Origin of the sequence: Pontibacter sp. HSC-14F20 (genome assembly GCF_019599265.1) — a bacterium.
GTDB lineage: Bacteria > Bacteroidota > Bacteroidia > Cytophagales > Hymenobacteraceae > Pontibacter.
Map to the genome: position 1 here is coordinate 77,236 of NZ_JAHZTC010000011.1, position 21,075 is coordinate 98,310.

The 21,075-nt window shown below is 46.5% G+C and carries 19 protein-coding genes; 9 read left to right on the forward strand and 10 right to left on the reverse strand.

The genetic code is table 11. The features are described from left to right. The first annotated feature begins 44 nt into the window (after positions 1-44). From K3G39_RS12310 to K3G39_RS12335, 6 genes are read left to right on the forward strand one after another with little or no spacing between them, the layout of a single operon-like run. A complete protein-coding gene (locus K3G39_RS12310; protein WP_370627255.1) occupies positions 45-743 on the forward strand; it encodes a DUF6089 family protein in 699 nt (232 codons plus the stop codon). 60 nt (positions 744-803) lie between these two features. Continuing rightward, a complete protein-coding gene (locus tag K3G39_RS12315) occupies positions 804-1,547 on the forward strand; it encodes an isoprenyl transferase (RefSeq protein ID WP_220626475.1) in 744 nt (247 codons plus the stop codon). Positions 1,548-1,555: 8 nt separating this feature from the next. After that, positions 1,556-4,036, forward strand: coding sequence for an outer membrane protein assembly factor BamA (gene bamA / locus K3G39_RS12320; protein WP_220626476.1), 2,481 nt, complete (start codon positions 1,556-1,558; stop codon positions 4,034-4,036). Between the two features lie 9 nt (positions 4,037-4,045). After that, on the forward strand, positions 4,046-4,708 hold the full coding sequence (locus K3G39_RS12325) for an OmpH family outer membrane protein (protein ID WP_220626477.1): 663 nt from the start codon (positions 4,046-4,048) through the stop codon (positions 4,706-4,708). Positions 4,709-4,739: 31 nt separating this feature from the next. Continuing rightward, complete coding sequence (locus K3G39_RS12330) at positions 4,740-5,345, forward strand: OmpH family outer membrane protein (protein WP_220626478.1); 606 nt, start codon at positions 4,740-4,742, stop codon at positions 5,343-5,345. Positions 5,346-5,376: 31 nt separating this feature from the next. Then, complete coding sequence (locus K3G39_RS12335) at positions 5,377-6,459, forward strand: RluA family pseudouridine synthase (protein WP_255594289.1); 1,083 nt, start codon at positions 5,377-5,379, stop codon at positions 6,457-6,459. Positions 6,460-6,537: 78 nt separating this feature from the next. Here K3G39_RS12335 and K3G39_RS12340 read toward each other — a convergent pair. The 9 genes from K3G39_RS12340 to mazG all read right to left on the reverse strand — a co-directional run bounded on the left by K3G39_RS12340 (position 6,538) and on the right by mazG (position 16,201). Next, positions 6,538-7,802 (reverse strand): IS3 family transposase gene (locus K3G39_RS12340; RefSeq protein WP_370627256.1). Its coding sequence is split into 2 segments (ribosomal slippage): positions 6,538-7,439 and positions 7,439-7,802, totalling 1,266 coding nucleotides; the frame shifts between segments, so codons are not numbered across the junction. Positions 7,803-7,908: 106 nt separating this feature from the next. Further along, on the reverse strand, positions 7,909-9,513 hold the full coding sequence (locus K3G39_RS12345; RefSeq protein WP_220626480.1) for a tetratricopeptide repeat protein: 1,605 nt from the start codon (positions 9,511-9,513) through the stop codon (positions 7,909-7,911). Positions 9,514-9,565: 52 nt separating this feature from the next. Beyond that, positions 9,566-10,528, reverse strand: a complete 963-nt coding sequence (locus K3G39_RS12350) for a PstS family phosphate ABC transporter substrate-binding protein (protein ID WP_220626481.1) — start codon at positions 10,526-10,528, stop codon at positions 9,566-9,568. Between the two features lie 368 nt (positions 10,529-10,896). Further along, entirely contained in the window at positions 10,897-11,727 is an 831-nt protein-coding gene (locus K3G39_RS12355; RefSeq protein ID WP_220626482.1) for an energy transducer TonB, read from the reverse strand. A 223-nt stretch (positions 11,728-11,950) separates the two neighbouring features. Further along, positions 11,951-12,781, reverse strand: a complete 831-nt coding sequence (locus tag K3G39_RS12360) for an energy transducer TonB (RefSeq protein WP_220626483.1) — start codon at positions 12,779-12,781, stop codon at positions 11,951-11,953. 3 nt (positions 12,782-12,784) lie between these two features. Further along, on the reverse strand, positions 12,785-13,309 hold the full coding sequence (locus K3G39_RS12365; RefSeq protein WP_220626484.1) for a biopolymer transporter ExbD: 525 nt from the start codon (positions 13,307-13,309) through the stop codon (positions 12,785-12,787). 22 nt (positions 13,310-13,331) lie between these two features. Beyond that, positions 13,332-13,934 (reverse strand): biopolymer transporter ExbD, encoded by a 603-nt coding sequence (locus K3G39_RS12370; RefSeq protein ID WP_220626485.1) that lies wholly within the window; start codon positions 13,932-13,934, stop codon positions 13,332-13,334. Between the two features lie 25 nt (positions 13,935-13,959). After that, positions 13,960-14,826, reverse strand: coding sequence for a MotA/TolQ/ExbB proton channel family protein (locus tag K3G39_RS12375; RefSeq protein ID WP_220626486.1), 867 nt, complete (start codon positions 14,824-14,826; stop codon positions 13,960-13,962). Positions 14,827-15,388: 562 nt separating this feature from the next. Next, the gene (gene mazG / locus K3G39_RS12380) at positions 15,389-16,201 is read right to left on the reverse strand and encodes a nucleoside triphosphate pyrophosphohydrolase (protein WP_220626487.1); all 813 of its coding nucleotides are present in this window, start codon (positions 16,199-16,201) and stop codon (positions 15,389-15,391) included. Positions 16,202-16,370: 169 nt separating this feature from the next. On the opposite strand from mazG, the gene glmM reads away from it, so the two are divergent. From glmM to K3G39_RS12395, 3 genes are all read left to right on the forward strand, one after another. Further along, positions 16,371-17,762 (forward strand): phosphoglucosamine mutase, encoded by a 1,392-nt coding sequence (glmM, locus tag K3G39_RS12385; RefSeq protein ID WP_220626488.1) that lies wholly within the window; start codon positions 16,371-16,373, stop codon positions 17,760-17,762. 135 nt (positions 17,763-17,897) lie between these two features. Next, positions 17,898-19,040 (forward strand): cysteine desulfurase family protein, encoded by a 1,143-nt coding sequence (locus K3G39_RS12390; RefSeq protein WP_220626489.1) that lies wholly within the window; start codon positions 17,898-17,900, stop codon positions 19,038-19,040. Positions 19,041-19,136: 96 nt separating this feature from the next. Continuing rightward, positions 19,137-19,718 carry a TIGR00730 family Rossman fold protein gene (locus K3G39_RS12395; RefSeq protein ID WP_220626490.1) on the forward strand — a complete coding sequence of 194 codons (582 nt, stop codon included), beginning with the start codon at positions 19,137-19,139 and terminating at the stop codon, positions 19,716-19,718. Positions 19,719-19,933: 215 nt separating this feature from the next. Here the strand turns inward: K3G39_RS12395 and hemH are convergent, their stop codons facing one another. Then, positions 19,934-20,962 (reverse strand): ferrochelatase, encoded by a 1,029-nt coding sequence (hemH, locus tag K3G39_RS12400; protein ID WP_220626491.1) that lies wholly within the window; start codon positions 20,960-20,962, stop codon positions 19,934-19,936. Between the last annotated feature and the right edge of the window lie 113 nt (positions 20,963-21,075).

Sequence of the window (21,075 nt, forward strand, 5' to 3'; positions counted from 1 at the left end):
TTTTATGCCATACTGCTAAGGCTCAGCTGCAGCAGATTAAGCCTGTGACTACCAGCGAGATAGGTGCAGGTATAGGCGGAGCTAATTACGTTGGTGAAATTTCCCCTAATTACCGTTTCCTAAATAATCAGCCTGCCATGACGATTTTCTATCGTCATGATATTTCCGCTCCTATTACACTCAAGGCCGCCTTTATGGGCAGCCACCGCATTTTCAACGACAAAGCATTTAAAGACGAATCGCAGAATCTGCCACACCATGACTGGCGCGATACGGAGTTGAAGCTGAGTATGATAGAGTTTTCACTAGGTATAGAGTACAACTTTCTGGACTACTATGCCAATATCCGGCAGCCGCACCGTGTTTCGCCCTATTTCTTCTTAGGAGCGGCGCTACTCAACTTTAACCATCAGCTCACCCGGCAAGGCGATGTGATGGAACCGTTCGACAACAAATTTACAGTAACCATACCATTTGGTGTAGGAGTAAAATATGCCCTGAGTAAACACTGGAACCTTGGCCTGGAGTTTGGTCCCCGCTTTATGTTCACGGATAACCTGGATTATCTGCAGGAGAGCGGATCCGGATTGCTGGCCACAGACCTGGGTGCGGGCAATTCCAAGTCATATGCCAATCCATTCGATAAAGATATGTACTTCTATAACGGAATAAGCCTCTCTTACACGCTGTATCGACTTAACTGCCCGCCTGTTTACAAACGCAAAGCCGGAATACTAGATTAACCCGCTAAAATTTCATTAAATTATCTTGCTTTTTGTAACTTGCAAGGAAATTGTGGTTTAATGAATTTAAGGGAACAAGTAGATTTAGACAATTTGCCAAGACACATTGCCGTTATCATGGACGGAAATGGACGTTGGGCGAAGAAACGTGGAGGCCTGCGAATTTTCGGTCATCAGAGTGCGATCACAGCTGTTCGCGAAACAGTGGAGGCTGCAGCGGAGATGGGTGTCGAATATCTAACCCTATACGCGTTCTCTACCGAAAACTGGTCGAGGCCGGCAACAGAGGTTTCCGCACTGATGCAGCTGCTGGTATCTACTATCAGAAAAGAAACCGCGACTCTGAACAAGAACAATATCCGGTTACAGACGATCGGAAATACAGAGAGTCTGCCGAAAGCCTGTCAGAAAGAACTGCTTGAAGCGATAGAGATAACAAAGGGCAACACCCGCATGACTTTGGTGCTGGCCCTTAGCTATAGTGGCCGCTGGGATATTGCGCAAGCCATGCAACGGATTGCAGTTGAAGTGGGTCATGGTACTATAGCACCTGCTGATATTAGCGAAGCAACTATAGCACAGCACCTTTCTACGGCAGGTATACCTGATCCCGAACTGTTGATCCGAACGAGCGGAGAGCAGCGCATCAGCAATTTCCTGCTTTGGCAGCTGGCTTATACGGAGCTATACATTACAGAGCTACTCTGGCCTGATTTCCGCAAAGAGCATTTATACGAAGCCATATGCGCCTTCCAGAGGAGAGAACGCCGCTTTGGCAAGACAAGTGAACAACTAACAAAGTGAACATATTAATGACAAGATGCATCTGGGTGCTTGTGTTTCTGCTAATGACAGGCACAGCTTCTTCACAAGTTCTGAATAATCAAGCACAGAGCAATTCGATTGACTACACCCAGCCCCAGCAGTACCGCATCGGCGGGATTGAGTTTACAGGTATCAAGTTCCTGGACCCTATTTCACTTATTGGTGTTTCGGGTCTGAAAGTTGGTGATGAGATCACTGTTCCGGGCGAGGATATAAGCCGTGCCATTCAGAAACTATGGGACCAGGGTATTCTGGGTGATATAGACGTTTATGTAACACGTATCGAAGGCAACCAGATTTTCCTGAACTTCGACCTGAAGGAACGCCCGCGTTTGTCTCGCTTCGAGTTTAATGGCATAAACAAATCACAGCAGGATGCCCTACGCGAGAAGATCAACCTGATCAGAGGTAAAGTGGTAACGGATGCTGTGCTGAACCAGACGCGCGCCGCTATTCGTAAGTACTACGCTGAGAAAAGCTACCTCAACGCAAAAATCAATATCGTACAGCGCCCTGATTCCCTGACTCCAAACAGTGTGGTGCTGAACATCAATATTGACAGAGGAGATAAAGTAAAGATTTCTGAAATCATCTTTGAGGGCAATGAAGCTTTTGCTGACAAGAAACTGCGTCGCCAGCTCAAAAAGACAAAAGAGAAGCGCCTCTACAAGATATTTACTTCTTCGAAATTCCAGCGCTCTGAATACGAGAACGATAAGCAGCTACTGCTCGACTTCTATAACGCAGAGGGTTATCGTGATGCAATCATCGTGTCAGACACTGTATACAATATAAGTGAAGACCGGTTAGGTGTACGCATTACCCTGGATGAAGGCAACCGCTATTATTACCGCAACATTACCTGGAATGGAAATTACCTGTACGAGGATGATTACCTGACCCGCGTATTGGGAATCAATAAAGGTGATATTTATAACAAGCAGGAACTTGACAAACGCCTGAACTACAACCCGACAGGTATAGACGTATCTGCTCTCTATCAGAATGACGGTTACCTGTTCTTTAACATTGATCCGGTAGAGGTAAAAGTGGACGGTGACTCGATAGATATCGAGATGCGTGTGTCAGAAGGTCCGCAGGCAACGATCAGCAAAGTTACGGTGACGGGCAACACCAAAACAAGTGACCATGTGGTGCTTCGTGAGATTCGTACTTTACCTGGTCAGAAGTACAGCCGCGACGACCTGATTCGCTCCCGAAACGAATTAGCGAACCTAGGCTACTTTGACCCGGAAACAATCGGACTGAACCCGATGCCAAACCCGGAAGAAGGAACTGTAGACATTAACTATAGCGTATCGGAGCGTCCGAATGACCAGATCAGCCTTTCAGGTGGTTGGGGTGGCCCGATTGGGGCGGTAGGTACCGTTGGCCTTACTCTGAACAACTTCTCTACCCGTAAGCTGTTTAAACTATCAGAGTGGCGGCCATTACCTAGTGGCGATGGTCAGCGCCTTTCACTTAATGTGCAGGCAAACGGACGCTACTACCAGTCTTACTCTTTCTCGTTCACTGAGCCATGGCTAGGTGGCCGTAAGCGAAACTCACTTACAGCGAGCGTGTTCAAGACTGTGCGTCGTGAGCCTAGAGCTGATGTTGACAGAAGATTGAATGTGGATGGTGGTGCCATAAGCTTAGGCCGTACTCTAAATTGGCCGGATAACTACTTCCAGTTAAGCCATACCCTGAGCTATAACCGCTATACCCTTAAAAATTACCCGTTATTTGGTACTGCATTCGAAAATGGTGTCTCAAACAATATTTCGTTTAACAACACCTTAGCTCGTGTGAGTATTGATAATCCAACCTTTCCAAGAAGGGGTTCTAATATCTCTTTGAGCGTAAACCTGACACCGCCTTACTCGCTGTTCTCAGACAAACGCAATAACTTTGAGTTCGTGGAATTTAATAAATGGATGCTCGATGCGTCCTTCTTCATGAATTTGGCAGGGAATTTGGTATTGAACACACGAGCCCACTTTGGTTTCCTGAATAACTACAATTCGAAGACAAGTATTGGTCCATTCGAGCGTTTTAGACTAGGAGGTAACGGTTTAGGTGGTGCTAACATCTTTGTAGGAACCGACTACATTGGCCTGCGTGGTTATGATGACGAGTCTGTGATTAACAATCCGGACCCGACATTAGTAAACACAGGTGGCATTGCTTATAACAAGTTTGTGATGGAGGCAAGGTATCTTATCTCTCCTAACCCGGGTGCTACGATCTATGGTCTCACATTCCTAGAGGCAGGTAACAGTTTTGGTAGTTACGACCGATACAATCCGTTTAAACTGTATCGCTCAGGCGGTGTAGGTGTGCGTATCTTTATGGCGGCCTTCGGTCTGCTAGGCTTCGACTACGGTTGGAGATTCGACGATGTGCCTGGACGTCCGGAGATGAAGCGTGGTCAGTTCCACTTCATGATCGGACAGCAGATACGATAAGGAATTAGTATGAAAAAGTTTTTGTTCATCTTTTTAGCCGGATTTTTCTTAACGACTGTTTCGCAGGCGCAGAAGTTTGGCTATATTGATTCTAACTTTATCCTGAGCAAGATGCCGGCTTATGCCAAAGCACAGGTAGAGCTTGATAAACAAAGCGCGGCCTGGCAGAAGGAGATAGAAGGTATGCACCAGGCGGTAGAAAAGATGAAGGAAGACTATAAGGCCGAAGAAGTGCTTCTGACGGAAGAGATGAAGAAGAAGCGCCTGGCAGAAATTTCCCGCAAAGAAAATGAAGTGCGTGAATACCAGCGCAAAGTCTTTGGTTTCGAGGGCATGATGTTCAAGCGCCGTCAGGACCTGATCAGACCGATACAGGATGAAGTTTTTACGGCAGTTGAGAAAGTTGCCAAGGCGAGAGGCCTGCAAACGGTATTTGATAAGTCAGGTGACCTGATCATGATCTATACCAATCCGGTGCATGATTACACAGAGTATGTGTTGGAAGAGCTGGGACTTGCTACGGATAAACAGAATGTGCCTGGCAAACACCCGGCAGATGCGTTAGTGGATGACCCGGATAGTCTGCCTGAAACAGGTATACAAAACGAAGGGAACGAAACGCAGCAGGACAAGAAAAAGGTGCCTCCAACAAAAAAGAAGTCAAACAACTAAACAACAAGCATAACAAATTAACCATCCAATCATGAACAAAATCAAATTTTTAGTAGTAGCGTTTTTCTTTATCAGCTTTGCCTCTTTTGCACAGACTAACGAGCAGGCGACTAAGATAGGATATGCTAACGTAGAAGAGATTCTGAGCAAGATGCCGGAAAGAGCTTCTATGCAGAAAGAATTGGAAGTATATGGACAGAAACTGCAGGAGCAGTTTGCAACAAAAGAAACAGAGTATAACACTAAGTTGCAGGCTTACCAGAAAGGTGCTTCGACCATGGATAAAGTGGTGCGTGAAGACAAAGAGCGTGAACTGGTGAACCTAGAGCAGTCTATCCAGAAGTTCCAGTACGATGCTCAGATGTCTATCCGTGAAAAAGAGCAGTCACTGATTCAGCCAGTGCTTGTAAAGATCGAAAACGCTATCAAAGATGTAGCGAAAGAGAACGGTTACCTTTACATCCTGAGTGAGCAGGCTATTCTGGAAGGTCCTGAAAATGGCAGCATCAACAACTTGGTGTTCAAGAAACTGGGTGTAGACCCTAGCAAGCAGCCAGCAGCAGCACAGCAGGCTCAGCCACAGCAGCCAGCTGCCGCTAAGCCAGCAACTGCAACTCCAGCCAAGAAGAAAAAGTAATTAACACTCCTTTGTGAGTTTAGGAAAGCCGATGTTCTATACCTCGGCTTTCTTTTTGTTTATACCTAAATCCAGTACCGTGATTGACTTTGAAGAAGAGCAGGAGAGTATAGAAGATTCGGACGAATTATACGAACACCACCGCATTGTGGTGGACAAAGGGCAAGCGCTCCTGCGCATCGACAAGTTCCTGATGGATCGTTTACCCAATGTGACCCGCAACAAGTTACAAGGCGCTATACGTTCTGAATCAGTGCAGGTAAACCAAAAACCTGTGAAGGTAAGCTATAAGGTGAAGCCGCTGGATGTGATTACTATCACATTGGCTACGCCTCCACGCGATACCGAAATTATTCCGGAGGATATACCGATCAACATCATTTATGAAGATGATGAGCTCCTGATCATTAACAAAGAGCCAGGTATGGTGGTGCACCCAGGGTTTAATAATTGGTCTGGTACGCTGGTTAATGCTCTTACATACTACTTGCAACAACTTCCTACTGCCCGCAACGGGGAGGGACGGCCTGGGCTTGTGCACCGGATTGATAAAGATACCTCTGGTTTATTGGTAATAGCGAAGACTGAGTATAGCATGGCTTTCCTTGCTAAGCAGTTTTTCAAGCATACGATCGAGCGAACTTATTATGCACTGGTGTGGGGAATACCAAAGCAGGATGCAGGCACGATTACAGGCCATGTGGGGCGCAGTGCAAAAGACAGGAGAGTGATGACAGTATACCCTGGCGGAGAGTTTGGCAAGCATGCCGTTACTCATTATAAAGTACTTCAGAAATTTAAGTATGTGTCGTTGGTGCAGTGTAACCTGGAGACGGGAAGAACACACCAGATAAGGGCACATATGAAGTACCTGGGGCATCCGCTGTTTTCTGATGCAACTTATGGAGGCGACAACGTCCTGCAAGGTATGCCAACAGGCTCTTATAAGACATTCGTTGAAAACACTTTTAAACTGATGCCGCGTCAGGCATTGCATGCTAAATCGCTCGGTTTTGTGCATCCAACCACAAAAGAGTTTATACAGTTCAACTCCGAATTGCCCGACGACTTTCAAGCGGCGTTGGCAAAGTGGTCACTGTACGAAAATCAGTAAGGCATAACTCATATAAAACTTACCTGAAGGTATGTCTCGTTCTGAAATACGTTGACGGTTTTGAGACGAAGTTACTTTTTAAATTGAGACCTCCAATGCGTTTGTGTTGGAGGTTTTCTTTTTCCACTGTTTCACCTCTAATTTATCCTGCCGGTGCATCTGCTCGGGTGTGAGGAGATGACACGAGAGGTGGGGCCTGAGGCAGTTGTAGATGTCCACTGACTCTCGGATCACTGCCACGGCCTCCAGGTGGTGGGCAAAGCCCCGCTCGAGGGCGAACTCATCCTTCAAGATGCCATTCACCCGCTCAGCCACCGCGTTCTGGTAGGGGTCGTACTTCTCGGTCATACTTGGCTTTATCTGCGCCTTTTCCAGCAGCTGCTGGTACTCTGCAGCGCAGTAGGGCAGTCCCCGGTCCGAATGGTGGATCAGGTGAAAGCCATACTTTCTTTTGCCCACAGCCATCTGCAGGGCCTGCAGGGGCCCCTCTGCCCGCAGGTCCTCGGAGAGGTGGTAGCCCATGATCTTTTTAGAGTAGGCATCCGTGACCAGGGAAAGGTAGTTATGCCCTTGCCGGGTGGGGATGTAGGTGATGTCTGCCGCCCACACCTGCTCAGGGCGCTCTATTTTGAGTCCCTCCACCAGGTTCCTGTGCTTTTTCATCCAGTGCTTTGAATCAGTCGTTTTATGGTAGCTCTTGCGAGGCTTGATCAGCAGGCCTCTTTCTCTTAGAATCGCAAAGAGCTTGTCTCGTCCCACCTGCAGCTGCTCCTGCAAGAGATGATAGAGCTTGCGGGTGCCCAGGCGCGGCATCTGCATCCGGATCTGCTCCACCAGCTCCACGAGCTGATCGGCGATCTGCTTTTGTTCCAGAACTCTTGCCTGCCGCTGATAGTAGGCTTGTCTGCTGTGGCCAAGCAGTCTACAGGCCACAGAAAGGCTTATCTGCCCTTCCTGGCGGAGGTGTTCGACGGCCCCTCCAGTGGCTTTTTTCGGATCTGAATCCCCATCTCTCCCTCGGCCACGTCGATGATGGTGTCCAGCAGCTTGGCCTTGAGCTCGGCCTCTTTCAGTTGCTTTTGAGTGGCAGCAAGCTGGGCTTCCAGTTCTTTGATGCGTTGGTTGGGTGTCTGGGACATAGCGGTTGGATTGTAGTCCCAAGTTAAGCGACCGTGCTTACGAAGCCAAACCAGCACGGTGCTTCTGCCCTGGATGCCGTACTTTTTCTGGGCTTGTTTGTAGGTCAGATCCCCTTGCTCTACCTCGGCCACCACCTGTAGTTTAAAGCCTAAGGTGTAGTCGCGCTGGGTGCGCTTGCTTTTTTTCTCTGTCGCTTTTTCCATATAAGGTTGATTTTAGTGTCAACCTATTTCAGGACGGGACAGGATAGACACAAAAAGCCCGCTCTGTATAGAGCGGGCTTTTTCATGCTTCAGCGGTCAGTTAAAACTAACGCTTCTTTTTAGTAGCAGTCGACTTGTTGATCTCAGCAAGTGCTGTTTCTGCTTGGGTGTTAGTTGGGTCTAACGTTTTTACCTCTGTCCAGTACTTGATCGCATCCTCGCGCTCACCTTTGAGATAGAAATAGTAACCCAGGTATGTATTCGCTTCGATCAGCTCTTTCTTATACTTCTCTTTCTCGCCGTTCGTAAGCTTGATAAATTCCTCGTAGTGAGGTTTAGCTAAGCCTTGCTCTGTCTCAGGGTCCAGGTTAGCCTGTGCACGGGCTCTCCACAGGTGCGCATAAGCATAAGTAGGGTTAGCGTCCGTGATCTTCTTATAAGTCTCGTCAGCCTTCTCAAACTGCTCTGCCATCATATAGGCATTACCCAGGTGGAAGTAGTCTGTGTTGGAAGCACCGAGTTTCTCCTGCTTTCTGTTATATACCTCCACAGCTTTGTCAAACTGCTTTTCACGGGCATACATGTTAGCCAGGTCATAATAAAGCTCTGGTTTGCTTGGATCCAGCTCGATTGCTTTTTCCAGGTTCTCTACAGCTTTCGCAGGCTGGTTGTTTCTGGCCAGTATTCTGCCATAGTACTCATAGTCGCTTGCAATCAGGCTGTTCTGGTCTATCTTGCTCAGGTAGTTTTCCATGGCCTGAAGCGCTTCTTCAGGTTTGCCTAGCTCAAGGTATGAGTAAGCCAACAGACGGTTCATGGTCTTGTTGTTAGGTTCTGTTTTCAGCACTTCCTGTACTTCGCGCAGTGTACCTTCATAGTCCTTTGTCAGGAAAAGGAAAGATGCGTACTTGGCACGTGTAGCAGGCGTGTTCTCTGACATATCTACAAACTTCTTGAATGTAGAAAGTGCCAGGTCATACTGTCCGGCAAAATAATATAGTTCGCCAAGGTCGCTGTAAGCAGGAGCGTAGTTTGGATCCAGCTCAATTGCTTTCTTGTAAGCCTCTTCTGCTTCGTTGTAGTTACGTGAGCTGGTATAAAGCTGGCCTCTTCTCAGGTGTGCTTTAGGAGACTTGTCGTTGATACGAACAGCATTGTCGTAGCTTGTCATCGCCTGACCACCATTGCCTAGTTTCAGGTATGCATCACCCATCAGCAGGTAAGCTTCAGCGTTGTTTTTATCACGCTCTACTGCCTGCTTCAGGTATTCTATTGCTTTGTTGTAATCCTGCTCTGTTGCCTCAGGAGCCATTAAGTAAGCTTCGCCGATGCTAGCCAGTACAAAAGCATCCTTTTTGCCGCGCTTCATGGCGTCAGCAAAATGTTTCTCAGCGCCGGCACGATTGCCTTTGGCGATCTCTACTTTACCCAATCCTACCATGTTGATGGCAGACTTTGAGTTCTTTGCCAGACCCTGATTAAAGTAGTAGGCTGCTGAGTCCACATTTTCAGAACGCAGGTATACATCACCCAGTCCAAAATAAGCGTTGTCAGCGTTTTTATTGTTCAACTGAGATTTATAAATAGATTTAGCCTCCTGATAGCGCCCTAGTTCAGCCGCTTTACGGCCCTGATCGCCAGACTGCGCAAATGCCGCTGCTGTAGGGAACATGGCAGCTACCAGTAAAGCATATTTCCAGTTATTTGTCATTGTTAGTTTAATTTAGGTTGTGTTATTATTGTTTGTATTCTGTTTGTAATCGTTAATCTTGTCTGAATTTACTCGGTCTATTATTAAAACCTACTATGCGCACAGGCATAGTGGCAGGCACAAGGCCAGACTTTAAGATGATGCGCTGCCCCCGGTCGCTTGCTACGTAAGCTGCAAAACCTGTGCCAAGACCTGCACGGCCCTCAGTACTAATGATATACCAGAATCTTCTGAGCGGATAATCGCCCTGTGCGATGTAGGCCTGGTATGGCTGAAAATAGCTGTCTGTTGTTATCGGGTTATCTTCTGTGCTTATACCTACCACTTTTACCTGGTTCAGGAAGTTAACAGATGTTGTATCATCCCGATCGCTTATCCAGTTCACCCCAATTACCCCTATGGCATTCTGATTTTTGGCTACATAATCAATAAGGGCCGGATGGGAATTGCTTGCAGTGGCAGTCGGTGGCAATGGTTGACCCGCTATCAGCGTGTCGCGCATATACCTGGCTGTGCTGGAGTTATTGTTATCGAACACGAGGGCAATATCACGTAAGCTGCTTTCCGGGTTTAATTGCTGCCATGTCGTGATCTTTCCTGAAAAAATGTCACGCAGTTGATTCATTGTCAGGAGGGTATCCTGATTTTTTCTGTTCACAATTAAAGCAACGGCATCAATTGCGATTCTGGTATACCTCGGAGTAATTTTCTTTTGATCAAAGACTCCTTTTTCTGTATCTGTCAGTTTACGCGATATGATGGCGATGCGCGTGCTATCGTTAACAAGATCCTCAAGTACTTTTCCTTCTGCCTTGTACTGTGCATTTATGTTGGCGTATCTGTATATGCCTTCAAATGCGTTTACCTGGCTTTCTATAATAGGTTGGAGGGTTTCATCTACGCTGATGCCGATGGTGCCGGTTGTTGAAGTGTCACGATCTGTCTCAGGGTTGCTATTGCAAGCTGCCAGAGCACCTAGCGCCAGCCCTAAAAACACCTTGGATGCTTTAATCATTTTATCTGTCTCTCCTTGATTTGGAATTAACCTGATATGCTCTTACAAATCGTATAAGCCCGTAAAGAATGAGTACACCACCAAAAATTGTTCGTGCCGTATCTGACATGTTCAGGTTATACTGCTCCTCATCCATGAAGATCATAAACAGGCCCAATGCTACATATACTAGTGTCATGAGCATGCCAAAATAGCGTGCAAATTGATTGAAAAATGTAACGGACGGTTTCTCGTTTTCTCCCCTTGGTCGTAGCATGTTCAGGTTAGCCTATATATGTAGGCTTAAATTTAAGGTTTATACTTTAAAAATTAAAGCAGAAGCCACGCTATGTATAGTTTAGCTTCTGCTTTATACTTTATATTGCTACTTATCGTTGCAGGCTGAACCGGATTGGTAGCGTATAGCGGACGGCAACAGGTTTGCCGTTTTGTTTGCCCGGTGACCAATCTGGTAAGCTTTGGATTACGCGAAGTGCTTCTTCGTCTGTCCCGAACCCTAATCCTTTCAGTACGGTTGCATCAGTTACCTTTCCATTTCTATTCACTACAAAGCTTACGATAACCATGCCTTCAATTTGCTCGTTGATTGCCGGTCTTGGGTAGCGTATCTTTTTGCTAATGTAGCGCATCAAGGCTGCTTCTCCTCCTGCAAATGACGGCATCTCCTCCGCAAAATTGACAATATTATTGTTTTCTTCGGTTCCTGTGCCTACGTCGCCTGTGCTTTCTATACCTTCCAGATTAAGATTACTCAGTGCATCTCCATCTATATTCTCTGTGCCGATGATGGCCCCTTCCATCTCTTTTTCGGTAGGTGGAGCTTCATCTGGTCCGGGATGTGAGTCTGGTACCACTCTGGTTGTGGTGTTTCTTACTGTTTTGATCTGCTTTTCACTAGCGGGTGCCGGAGCCTGTTGTCTCGGCTCAGGATCTGCAGGTGGAGGAGGAAGCAAAGGCTGGTCTATTAAAATGACGCGCTCCTTTATTTTCGGATCTTTTACTGCTGTTTTGTTTGTCTCCAGTTTGGGAAGTAAAAGGGGCCAGCCCAGACCCATTGCAAACAAAGTTGTCGCAACTATAATGGCTGTTAGTACGTGCTTGCCATACGCTTTTCTCAATTCATAAGCTCCATAGGCTTTATTTCGGGTGGCAAAGACTACATTGTTAAAGGTCATGTCGAATAAATAGCTCTCTTTCATGGCGCATGGGTTTTAGATGTGGACAGTTTTACCTGCATTTTCTTATTAGATGCACCTCGGGCAATTATTCCATAAGCTCAGTTATATTTTTAACAGAGTTTTTCGTTCTCATTGTTCTACTGCTATCTTGATTGAGTGGAGGGGTGAAGGTATAAATGGTTGTAGCAGGCAATAATAAAAAAGGCCCTCGTAGGAGGGCCTTTTTTATTATCATGTATAAGACTTACTTAATAGCAAATCGTACAGGCAATGTGTAGCGAACAGGTACTGATCTACCGTTCTGCTTTCCTGGAGACCACTTCGGCATTGTTTTCACAACGCGTACAGCTTCTTCGTCAGTACCAGAGCCAAGGCTCTTGACAACCTCAATTTCTGAGATCTCGCCTGTGCGGCTAACTACGAACGAAAGTACTACCAGGCCTTCCACACCGGCGCGCTGTGCAGCGGCTGGGTAGCGGATGTTTTTGCCAAGGTACTTCATCATTTCGCTTTCACCACCTGGGAATTCAGGCATCTGCTCCACGTAAGTATAAGGCTTTTCCTCTACTACTTCTGCAACTACGTCGCTGGTACCGTCGATGTCACCCAGATCGAGAGGAGCTCCTTTAACACCTTCAACCGTTTCGGTTCCGATGTCTACGTCCTCCAACTCTGATTGATCCGGCACTTTTTCCTCCTCCTGTACTTCAGCGTCACGCTTAACAACTGGTGGCGTGAACTTTACCTGTGCACGTACTGGTGGCGGCGGTGGTGGAAGATCTGGCGGCGGCGGTGGCGGCGGTGGCGGCGTTGCTTCATCCAGTGGTGGTGGCGGAGCCAGGTCTACTTCTGTTACAATTCGGTCTACCACTTGTGCTTCCTCCTGGTCTCCTTTAATCATTTTCGTGATCAAAGGGATGCTCAGGAAAAGGAAGAACAATGCAATTGCTACAGTTGCGGCAATTGTGATATGCTTATTGTAAATTTTGCGAAGTAGGTAGGCACCGTACGCTCTATTTCGTCCTTCGAAGACGATATCATCGAGCGATGCTTTTTCTAACTTACTTACTTCCATATCTTAATTCCCAATTTGTTCTTGTACCAATTTTTTGTCTGAGTCGGCTATTTCAACCATCGCAAACCTTTTGGTATCCGTTATTTTCAATTCATCCAGGATGTCCACCACGTTTTTATAGCGTGAACTTTCCATTGGCTTCACCATTACGGTCATCATGTCGTTTGATTTCACGCGTGATGATAACAGAACCTGACGAATACCGTTTGCTGCGTAGTTCGACTCAACAATTTCCGGGTTATCCTCTGCCAAACCGAAATAGTAGTACAGATCGTCATCAGGGCCAAGTATAATGGTCATCGCATTACTGGCCTTCAGGGCTATCTGCTCTTCCGGATTGTCGACTTTCTTCGGCATGTTGATCTCCATGGTCTGCGGCTTGTTGAAGGTCGTGGTAAGCATGAAGAACGTAATCAGAAGGGCGGCAAGGTCTACCAGCGGTGTCATGTCAATTTTGGTCGACTGGCGTTTGGCGCGTTTTTTCCCGCCTTTGCCGCCAGAGTCGGCCTTTTGTTGCATTTCTGCCATATTCTTATCTCCTCTCTAATTATTAGTTAGTTGGCTTCATCTCCATGTCCGTAATGAGATTAAACCTGTCGACTTTCTTTTCCTGCAGGATATCCATTACTCTCTTCACTGTTGGATAGCTCACATCCTGGTCGCCCTTGATGGCAATTACCACCTGAGGGTTAGTTAGACGTGTCTGCAGTACCCAGTCGCCAAGTTCATTACGTGTCGAATCAATTGGGATCCCCGGCTGGTTTACCTCCTTACGTGCATTTGACTCCATTGCCAGGAAAGACTTCAGTTGGTTAACCGGTACACCAAAGTTGCTTAGAAGAGAGAATGTTTTTCTCTCCTCCTCGGTAAAGCCAATTCCGTAATTCTTAGCAATTCTGTCAAGCAATACTTCCTTTGTATGCTGCCCGTCTACTCCAAAGAAAACACGGTCATCTTTGTCAACCGTAATGGTTATTACGTTGGTATCCGGAATCTTGATTTCTGAAGCAGATGAAGGCGTATCTACTATAACAGCCTCATCTGGTCTGGCTGTTGCAGTCAGCATAAAGAAAGTAACCAGCAAGAAGAATAAGTCCACCATTGGCGTCATGTCCAACGAGGGGGCTGTTCTTTTTACTTTTACTTTAGGCATCTTATCTGGTTAAATACGGTTTAACTTATACAGTATGTGGTCTTGTAGCTGGCGTCTCGTGCTGAGCTGTGAAAGTAGACACCATGCTGAAGCCTGCTTCGTCAATGCCGTAAGTAAGCTCATCGATCTTGCTTGTAAAGTAGTTGTACGCAATAATCGCGATAGTAGAACCAGTAATACCAAGGGCAGTGTTGATAAGGGCCTCAGAGATACCGTTTGCAAGAGCTACTGAGTCAGGAGCACCTGAAGTTGCAAGAGCCGAGAAGGCCTTGATCATACCAAGTACTGTACCGATCAAACCTACCAGTGTAGAGATAGAGGCGATAGTTGAGATAACTACCAGGTTTTTCTCCAGCATTGGAAGTTCAAGAGAAGTAGACTCTTCGATTTCTTTCTGGATTGAAGCTACTTTCTCAGCTTTCAGCAGTTCTGGCTCGTTTTGCATTTCCTTGTACTTCATCAAACCTGCCTTCACAACGTTAGCAACTGATCCTTTCTGAGCATCGCAGGCAGCGATAGCGCCATTGATATCCTGTTGCTTCAATTTAGCAGAAATGTTACGTACGAATTCTGCAACACCTTTTGTACCTTTTGCTTTGCTGATGGTAAGCGCACGCTCAATTGCGAAGATGAATACCAGCAGGTTAAGAGTTAGCAACAGGGGAACTACCCAGCCACCTTTGTAAACAATGCCAAGATAGTTACCCGGAAGTGGGTGGTTGTTAGGGTCGTTGCCTTCGAAGTTGGCAGGATTGCCAAAAACGAACATATAGATAAGCACACATGCTATCAGCGCAAGCGGAATAACAATACTCGCAAATACGCCACCAATCGGGCTTGGCTTTTTCTCTACATTAGCATCTTTGCTCACTACTGCAGTCTTTTTTTCCATTTTGTTTAAAAGTTTAAAGTTTAGCTGTTTGTGTTGTAAATAAAATCGATTGTGTAATATAAAATGTAATTGTTTCGGATTTAGTTCTTTATTGGTTTTGCAATTTCTGCTTTTTCCGCAATTTTCAAACGATATAGCGCTTTTAATTTTTATAAATTCCAACCGAAAAACCGTTTAGTCAGCTTAAAACAGATCTTTTATTGCTGTTACTAAAGGCGAATATTGCGGCTTTACAAATATATTTATTTTAAATTCTTATCCAAAGTTTAAACTTCATACATCTGTTCTGTTTTAATCTACGCTCTTTGTTAATATTTGATAGTCAGCTGATTGATACCGGAATTTATTGGTGATAAACCTTGGCTATCGGGCAGTAATATTGTGAGCGATTAGTAGAGTTCCTGTAATAGTAATAAATCAGGCCAAAAAATAAGATGTGATGAACAAAGTATTTAAGCTGGTTATTAAGAAAAAAGTAAACTAAAATAAGCTTGTTGAGATAGGGTTTAAGAACAAATTGAAGCCTAAATATAATGCATGTTCTCTAAAACTGTATGTATGCCTATCTTTTTTTTGCCTTATTCCAGTAAATGTCCATTTCTTTGAGAGACAAATCCTGTAAACGTTTCCCGTCCTTACTAGCACCTTGCTCCATGTACTGAAAGCGATCTATAAATTTCAGGTTGGTTTTTTCAAGTGCTTCTTCCGGATTTATGTCAATGAAACGGGCAAAATTTATCAGCGAAAAAAGTAAGTCGCCAAATTCGCTGGTAGCCCGCTGGTGGTCTATCGATTTAATTTCCGTTGTGTTAAACTCAGACTCAAACTCATTTAGCTCTTCCTGCACTTTCTTCCATACCTCCGACTTGTCATCCCAATCAAAACCTGCGCCGCGTGCCTTTTCCTGTATGCGCATGGCTTTTACCAAGGCCGGAAGTGAGGTGGGTACGCCGCCCAGCACAGACTTGTTGCCTTCTTTCAGCTTTAGCCGCTCCCAGTTTTGTTTTACCTCCTCCTCGGTATTAGCAGTAACATCTCCGTAAATATGCGGGTGCCTGAAAATAAGCTTTTCGCAGAGCGAGTTGAGAACATCAGCTATATCAAAGGCCTTTTGCTCGGATGCTATTTTAGCATAAAATACCATGTGCAGCATCAGGTCGCCAATTTCCTTTTTGATCTCCTGCATATCCTGGCGGATGATAGCGTCGGATAATTCGTAGGTTTCTTCAATGGTCAGGTGGCGGAGGCTTTCAATGGTCTGCTTCTTATCCCATGGGCACTTCTCGCGCAACTCATCCATCACATCCAGCAGCCGGTCAAATGCCTGTAACTGACGCCCGCGCGGACTGTCTTCAAATTTTTGCGTCTTATTCATAAGTACAAAGATAATAAAATCATCTTGGGCAATGTTGTAGTGCAGGGTGCTACAGTACCTGCGCTGTTAGGCGCTTCAAATATAAGATGCAGTAAGTAGCTAAATTCCATAAACTGCTAAACCTTAATTCTAATTTATTACTTTTGCAGCTGAAAAAAATATTCTCGTAGTGGCTTTAATAAAATCAATTTCAGGAATCAGAGGTACGATTGGAGGAAGGGCAGGTGAAGCGCTTACTCCTGTGGATGTGGTAAAATTTGCCGCCGCCTACGGTACCTGGGTATTGCAGACTACTGGCAACAATACCATTATAGTAGGACGCGACGCACGCCTGTCGGGTGACATGGTGAACAAGCTGGTTTGCGCCACCTTGCAAGGGTTAGGTATAAACGTGGTCGATTTGGGTTTGTCTACTACGCCTACAGTAGAAATGGCGGTGCCTGACTACAAAGCGGGCGGTGGTATTATCCTGACGGCAAGCCATAACCCGAAACAGTGGAATGCGCTCAAACTACTTAACCAGAAAGGCGAGTTCATTTCTGATGTAGAAGGGAAACTAGTGCTGGAGCTTGCTGACAAGGAAGCGTTTGAGTTTGCGCAGGTGAACGACCTGGGCAGTTACCAACGTGACGATGAAGCGCTGCAAAAGCACATTGATACAATTCTGGCATTGCCGCTTGTTGATGTAAACGCCATCAAGGGAAAAGACTTCAGCGTAGCCATCGACTGTGTAAACTCCTCCGGAGGTATAGCTATACCTATGCTGCTCGAAGCGCTGGGAGTACATAAAGTTGAAAAGCTGTTTTGCGAGCCGGACGGCAATTTTCCACACAACCCGGAGCCGCTGCCAGAGAACCTGCGTGAGATTGCGCGCGTGATTGAGAAAGGCAAGTTCGACTTAGGTATAGTGGTAGACCCGGACGTAGACAGACTGGCGCTGATCAACGAAGACGGTAGCATGTTCGGTGAGGAGTATACCTTGGTAGCTGTGGCCGATTACGTGCTGAAGAATCAGGTAGGCAATACTGTCTCAAACCTTTCGTCTACCAGAGCGCTGCGCGATGTGACCGAAAAAGCTGGCGGTAATTACTATGCTGCCGCTGTAGGCGAAGTGAACGTGGTGAACATGATGAAAGCTGAAAATGCGATCATCGGTGGAGAAGGTAATGGCGGCATTATTTATCCAGAGCTGCACTATGGCCGCGATGCCTTGGTAGGTATAGCTTTATTCCTGACACACCTGGCCAAGTCAGGTATAAGCATGACGCGCCTGCGTGCCAGCTACCCGAATTACTATATCTCTAAAAATAAGATCGAGCTGACGCCTGATGTAGACGTGGACGATGTGCTGCAGCAAATGCAGGAGCGCTACGCCAAGCAGCCCATCAATACAATTGACGGCGTGAAAATCGAGTTTGACAAAGAGTGGGTGCATCTGCGCAAATCCAACACAGAGCCGATTATCCGCATCTACGCTGAGTCGGAGAGCAATGCCACTGCCGAGCATCTGGCCAACAAAATTATTGCTGACATCAAAGAGATTATCTCTGCCAAAGCGTAATGTGTTGTTGCTGTAGCATACTTTTTGAGTAACTGTCAGGGGTTGCGCCAAAGGAGAAACCATGTTTTTTCTCCTTTGGCGCAACTTTTTTTTATACTTTAGTAGTTCGTTTAAGAGAATCCAATACAAAATATCATGCGTGTTTATTTAGATAATGCAGCTACCACTCCTCTTGACAAAGAGGTTTTTGATGCCATGGCCCCTTTTATGCTGGAGCATTTCGGCAATCCATCTTCCATCCATTCACATGGGCGCGAGGTGAGGTCTGCCATCGAAAAAGCCCGTCGCACGGTAGCTACGTTGCTAAACACGTCGCCTGCCGAGGTGTTTTTTACCTCCGGTGGCACCGAGGCTGATAATGCCGCTATTGTCTGTACCTGCCGTTCGCTAGGTATAAAGCACGCTATCACCACCAAACTGGAGCACCACGCTGTGCTGCATACCATGGAGATGCTGGAAAAGCAAGGTGATGTGCAACTGAGCTACCTGCGCCACGACGAGCGCGGCAACCTGGACCTGGAGCATTTGGAGGAGCTGCTGGCAAACCAGCCACGCACGATCGTTTCGATCATGCATGCTAACAATGAGATCGGCACATTAAATGACATTGAGAAGATTGGAGAGATCTGCAGAAAGTATGATGCGATTTTCCATTCTGATACAGTGCAGACCATGGGCCATTACAAACACGATGTACAGCAGATCGGTGCTAATTTTCTGGTAGGTTCGGCGCACAAGTTTCATGGTCCAAAGGGTGTTGGGTTCCTGTACTGCGATGCGTCCACCAAAATTCAACCCCTGATTCAGGGGGGGGCGCAGGAGCGCAACATGCGTGGCGGTACGGAGAACGTGTATGGTATTATTGGATTGGCCAAAGCGCTGGAGATTGCTTACCGCGATATGGCTGAGCACCAGAAACACATTCAGGGCCTGAAAGACCGCATGATCTACAAACTGCGCGAGCAGATGGAGGACTTGAGCTTCAATGGCATGTCGGAGTTTGGAGACAAGAGTCTTTACACAGTGCTTAACGTGAGCCTACCGGCCTCTGACATTAACGAAATGCTGCTTTTCAGTCTGGATATTGCCAAAATTTCGGCTTCGGGCGGAAGTGCCTGCAGTAGCGGTGCCAATGCCGGCTCGCATGTGCTGCGTGCGTTGGGTGTAGATCCGCTTCGCGGTTCTGTTCGCTTCTCTTTCAGCAAGTATAACACCGAGGCTGAGATCGATTACGTTGCCGAGACAGTTGCCAAAATGTATAAAAAAGAGCTGGCCTAGGTATAGGGAGGTTTCTTTATAAATAACAAAGGCTTCAGCAGTAATGTTGGAGCCTTTCTTCGTCAATCAAAAACAGAAATTAGTAGGAGTTAAGTGATGAGAAGTATAGGCGTTTTTTGTGGAGCCAATGCAGGTATAAGCCCGGTCTATAGTGAGGCTGCCGCACAACTAGGTGAGTTGATGGCTGGACAAGGTATAAAACTGGTATATGGTGGTGGCAACGTGGGTCTGATGGGTGTAATTGCTGATGCCGTGCTAGCCGGAGGAGGTATAGGTATAGGCGTTATACCGCGTAGCCTGGTCGAAAGGGAAGTAGCTCATAAAGGATTGCAGGACCTGGTGGTAGTGGAGACGATGCACGAACGAAAAGCTATTATGGCGGCTCGCTCCGACGCTTTTATTGCCATGCCCGGCGGCTTTGGTACGCTCGATGAAATTTGCGAGATCATCACCTGGAACCAGCTCGGCATCATCAAAAAACCCGTGGCCTTTTATAATATCAACGGTTATTGGGACAAGTTCTTTGAGATGATCGACTATACAGTTAGTGAAGGCTTCGTGAAGTTTGACCAGCGCGAAAACCTGATTGTGGAAAGCGATCCCGCTGTACTATTAAAAAAATTAAGAGCCTACTCAGATGCTACTTCCGATTATTGGGTAGATTTCAAGAGGATTTAATTGCCGATCTTTTGATTTAAGAATTTGACCATGAGTTTATGGCTTTCTAACTCTTTTTTAGATGTCTTGCCAAGGTCAGATTTTAAGGTATAGCCGAAACGGAAAGAGCCAATGCGTAATCGCCTTGGCTCTTTCCGTTTTATGGTTGGTATGTATTCTATACCTGATCGGGATTCATTTTCAAATTTTCACATCTCCCAATACTCAACTCTTTCTTAATTCTCCAGCACCATATTCTTCACGGCCTCTACCCACATCGGGTTAGAGTTCAGGCTTTCTACAAGTTGCCATTTCTCACCGCCGGCGTGCTCAAACATCTCCTTGAACTCCTCGCCAACTTCAATAGTAGTCTCCAGGCAGTCCGCAACAAAAGCCGGGCTATACGCCAGCACTTTTTTGATGCCTTTGCCAGGCAGTGTTTTCAGCACCTCGTCGGTGTAAGGCTGCAGCCAAGGGTCTTTTAAAAGCCTGGACTGGAATGTGACCGTGTACTGGTCCTCACGCAGGCCCAGCTTTTGTGCCAGCATTCTGGAAGTTACAAAGCAGGAGGCACGGTAGCAGTACTTATTGCGTTTGTTGTAACTGTTGCAGCAGGCGCCCAACTGGCAGTAGCCTTTGTCGCTGCCTTTGAGCACTTGGCGTTCCGGCAGACCATGGTAACTGAAAATGACATGGTCATAATCGTCCTGCGCCATGTGTTGCTTGCCCAACTCCGCAAAAGCATTGATAAAGCCCGGATCGTCGCAGAAGGAGGAGATGAAGTTGATGCTAGGTATAACCCACCATTCTCTTACAATCTCCATCACTTTGTCTTGCACAGAACCTGTTGAGGCTGCCGCATACTGCGGGAACAGTGGAAGCACGATGATCCGCTCCACGCTCTTTTCACGAAGCTCTTCCAGGGCACTGGCAATGCTCGGGCTCTGGTAACGCATGCCAAAAGCCACGTGGTAGCCGGAGCCCAGCGCTTCCTGCAGTTTTTTCTGGAGGTCCAGTCCGTGGTAAAGGAGCGGAGAGCCGCGCTCTGTCCAGAGTTGCTTGTATACCTTGGCAGATTTTGGTGCTCTAAAAGGAGCAATCACGCCATTCACAAGGGCGTAGCGCCCCACGGGGTTCATATCGATTACGCGGGGGTCCAGCAGGAACTCGCGCAGGTATTTTCTTACGTCAGGAGTACTGGGTGTATCTGGCGTGCCCAGGTTCACCAGCAAAACGCCAATCTTGCCTGTTTTTTTCTTGCTCATCTATAACTAATAGTGCTGTTGCTTTACAAAGATACGAAGTATAACGAGTTAGTTATGATTGATAGTTTCTATACCCTGATAGAGAACTGCGAGGAGTAAAGCAGCAAGTGGTC

Bases quoted from the DNA above. Each gene is read 5' to 3' on its own strand.
- K3G39_RS12365 (WP_220626484.1), bottom strand. From the start codon at position 13,309: ATGGCAGAAATGCAACAAAAGGCCGACTCTGGCGGCAAAGGCGGGAAA.
- K3G39_RS12335 (WP_255594289.1), top strand. From the start codon at position 5,377: ATGTTCTATACCTCGGCTTTCTTTTTGTTTATACCTAAATCCAGTACC.
- mazG (WP_220626487.1), bottom strand. From the start codon at position 16,201: ATGAATAAGACGCAAAAATTTGAAGACAGTCCGCGCGGGCGTCAGTTA.
- K3G39_RS12370 (WP_220626485.1), bottom strand. From the start codon at position 13,934: ATGCCTAAAGTAAAAGTAAAAAGAACAGCCCCCTCGTTGGACATGACG.
- K3G39_RS12330 (WP_220626478.1), top strand. From the start codon at position 4,740: ATGAACAAAATCAAATTTTTAGTAGTAGCGTTTTTCTTTATCAGCTTT.
- K3G39_RS12390 (WP_220626489.1), top strand. From the start codon at position 17,898: ATGCGTGTTTATTTAGATAATGCAGCTACCACTCCTCTTGACAAAGAG.
- K3G39_RS12395 (WP_220626490.1), top strand. From the start codon at position 19,137: ATGAGAAGTATAGGCGTTTTTTGTGGAGCCAATGCAGGTATAAGCCCG.
- K3G39_RS12315 (WP_220626475.1), top strand. From the start codon at position 804: ATGAATTTAAGGGAACAAGTAGATTTAGACAATTTGCCAAGACACATT.
- hemH (WP_220626491.1), bottom strand. From the start codon at position 20,962: ATGAGCAAGAAAAAAACAGGCAAGATTGGCGTTTTGCTGGTGAACCTG.
- K3G39_RS12355 (WP_220626482.1), bottom strand. From the start codon at position 11,727: ATGAAAGAGAGCTATTTATTCGACATGACCTTTAACAATGTAGTCTTT.
- K3G39_RS12360 (WP_220626483.1), bottom strand. From the start codon at position 12,781: ATGGAAGTAAGTAAGTTAGAAAAAGCATCGCTCGATGATATCGTCTTC.
- K3G39_RS12345 (WP_220626480.1), bottom strand. From the start codon at position 9,513: ATGACAAATAACTGGAAATATGCTTTACTGGTAGCTGCCATGTTCCCT.
- K3G39_RS12350 (WP_220626481.1), bottom strand. From the start codon at position 10,528: ATGATTAAAGCATCCAAGGTGTTTTTAGGGCTGGCGCTAGGTGCTCTG.
- bamA (WP_220626476.1), top strand. From the start codon at position 1,556: ATGACAAGATGCATCTGGGTGCTTGTGTTTCTGCTAATGACAGGCACA.
- K3G39_RS12325 (WP_220626477.1), top strand. From the start codon at position 4,046: ATGAAAAAGTTTTTGTTCATCTTTTTAGCCGGATTTTTCTTAACGACT.
- K3G39_RS12375 (WP_220626486.1), bottom strand. From the start codon at position 14,826: ATGGAAAAAAAGACTGCAGTAGTGAGCAAAGATGCTAATGTAGAGAAA.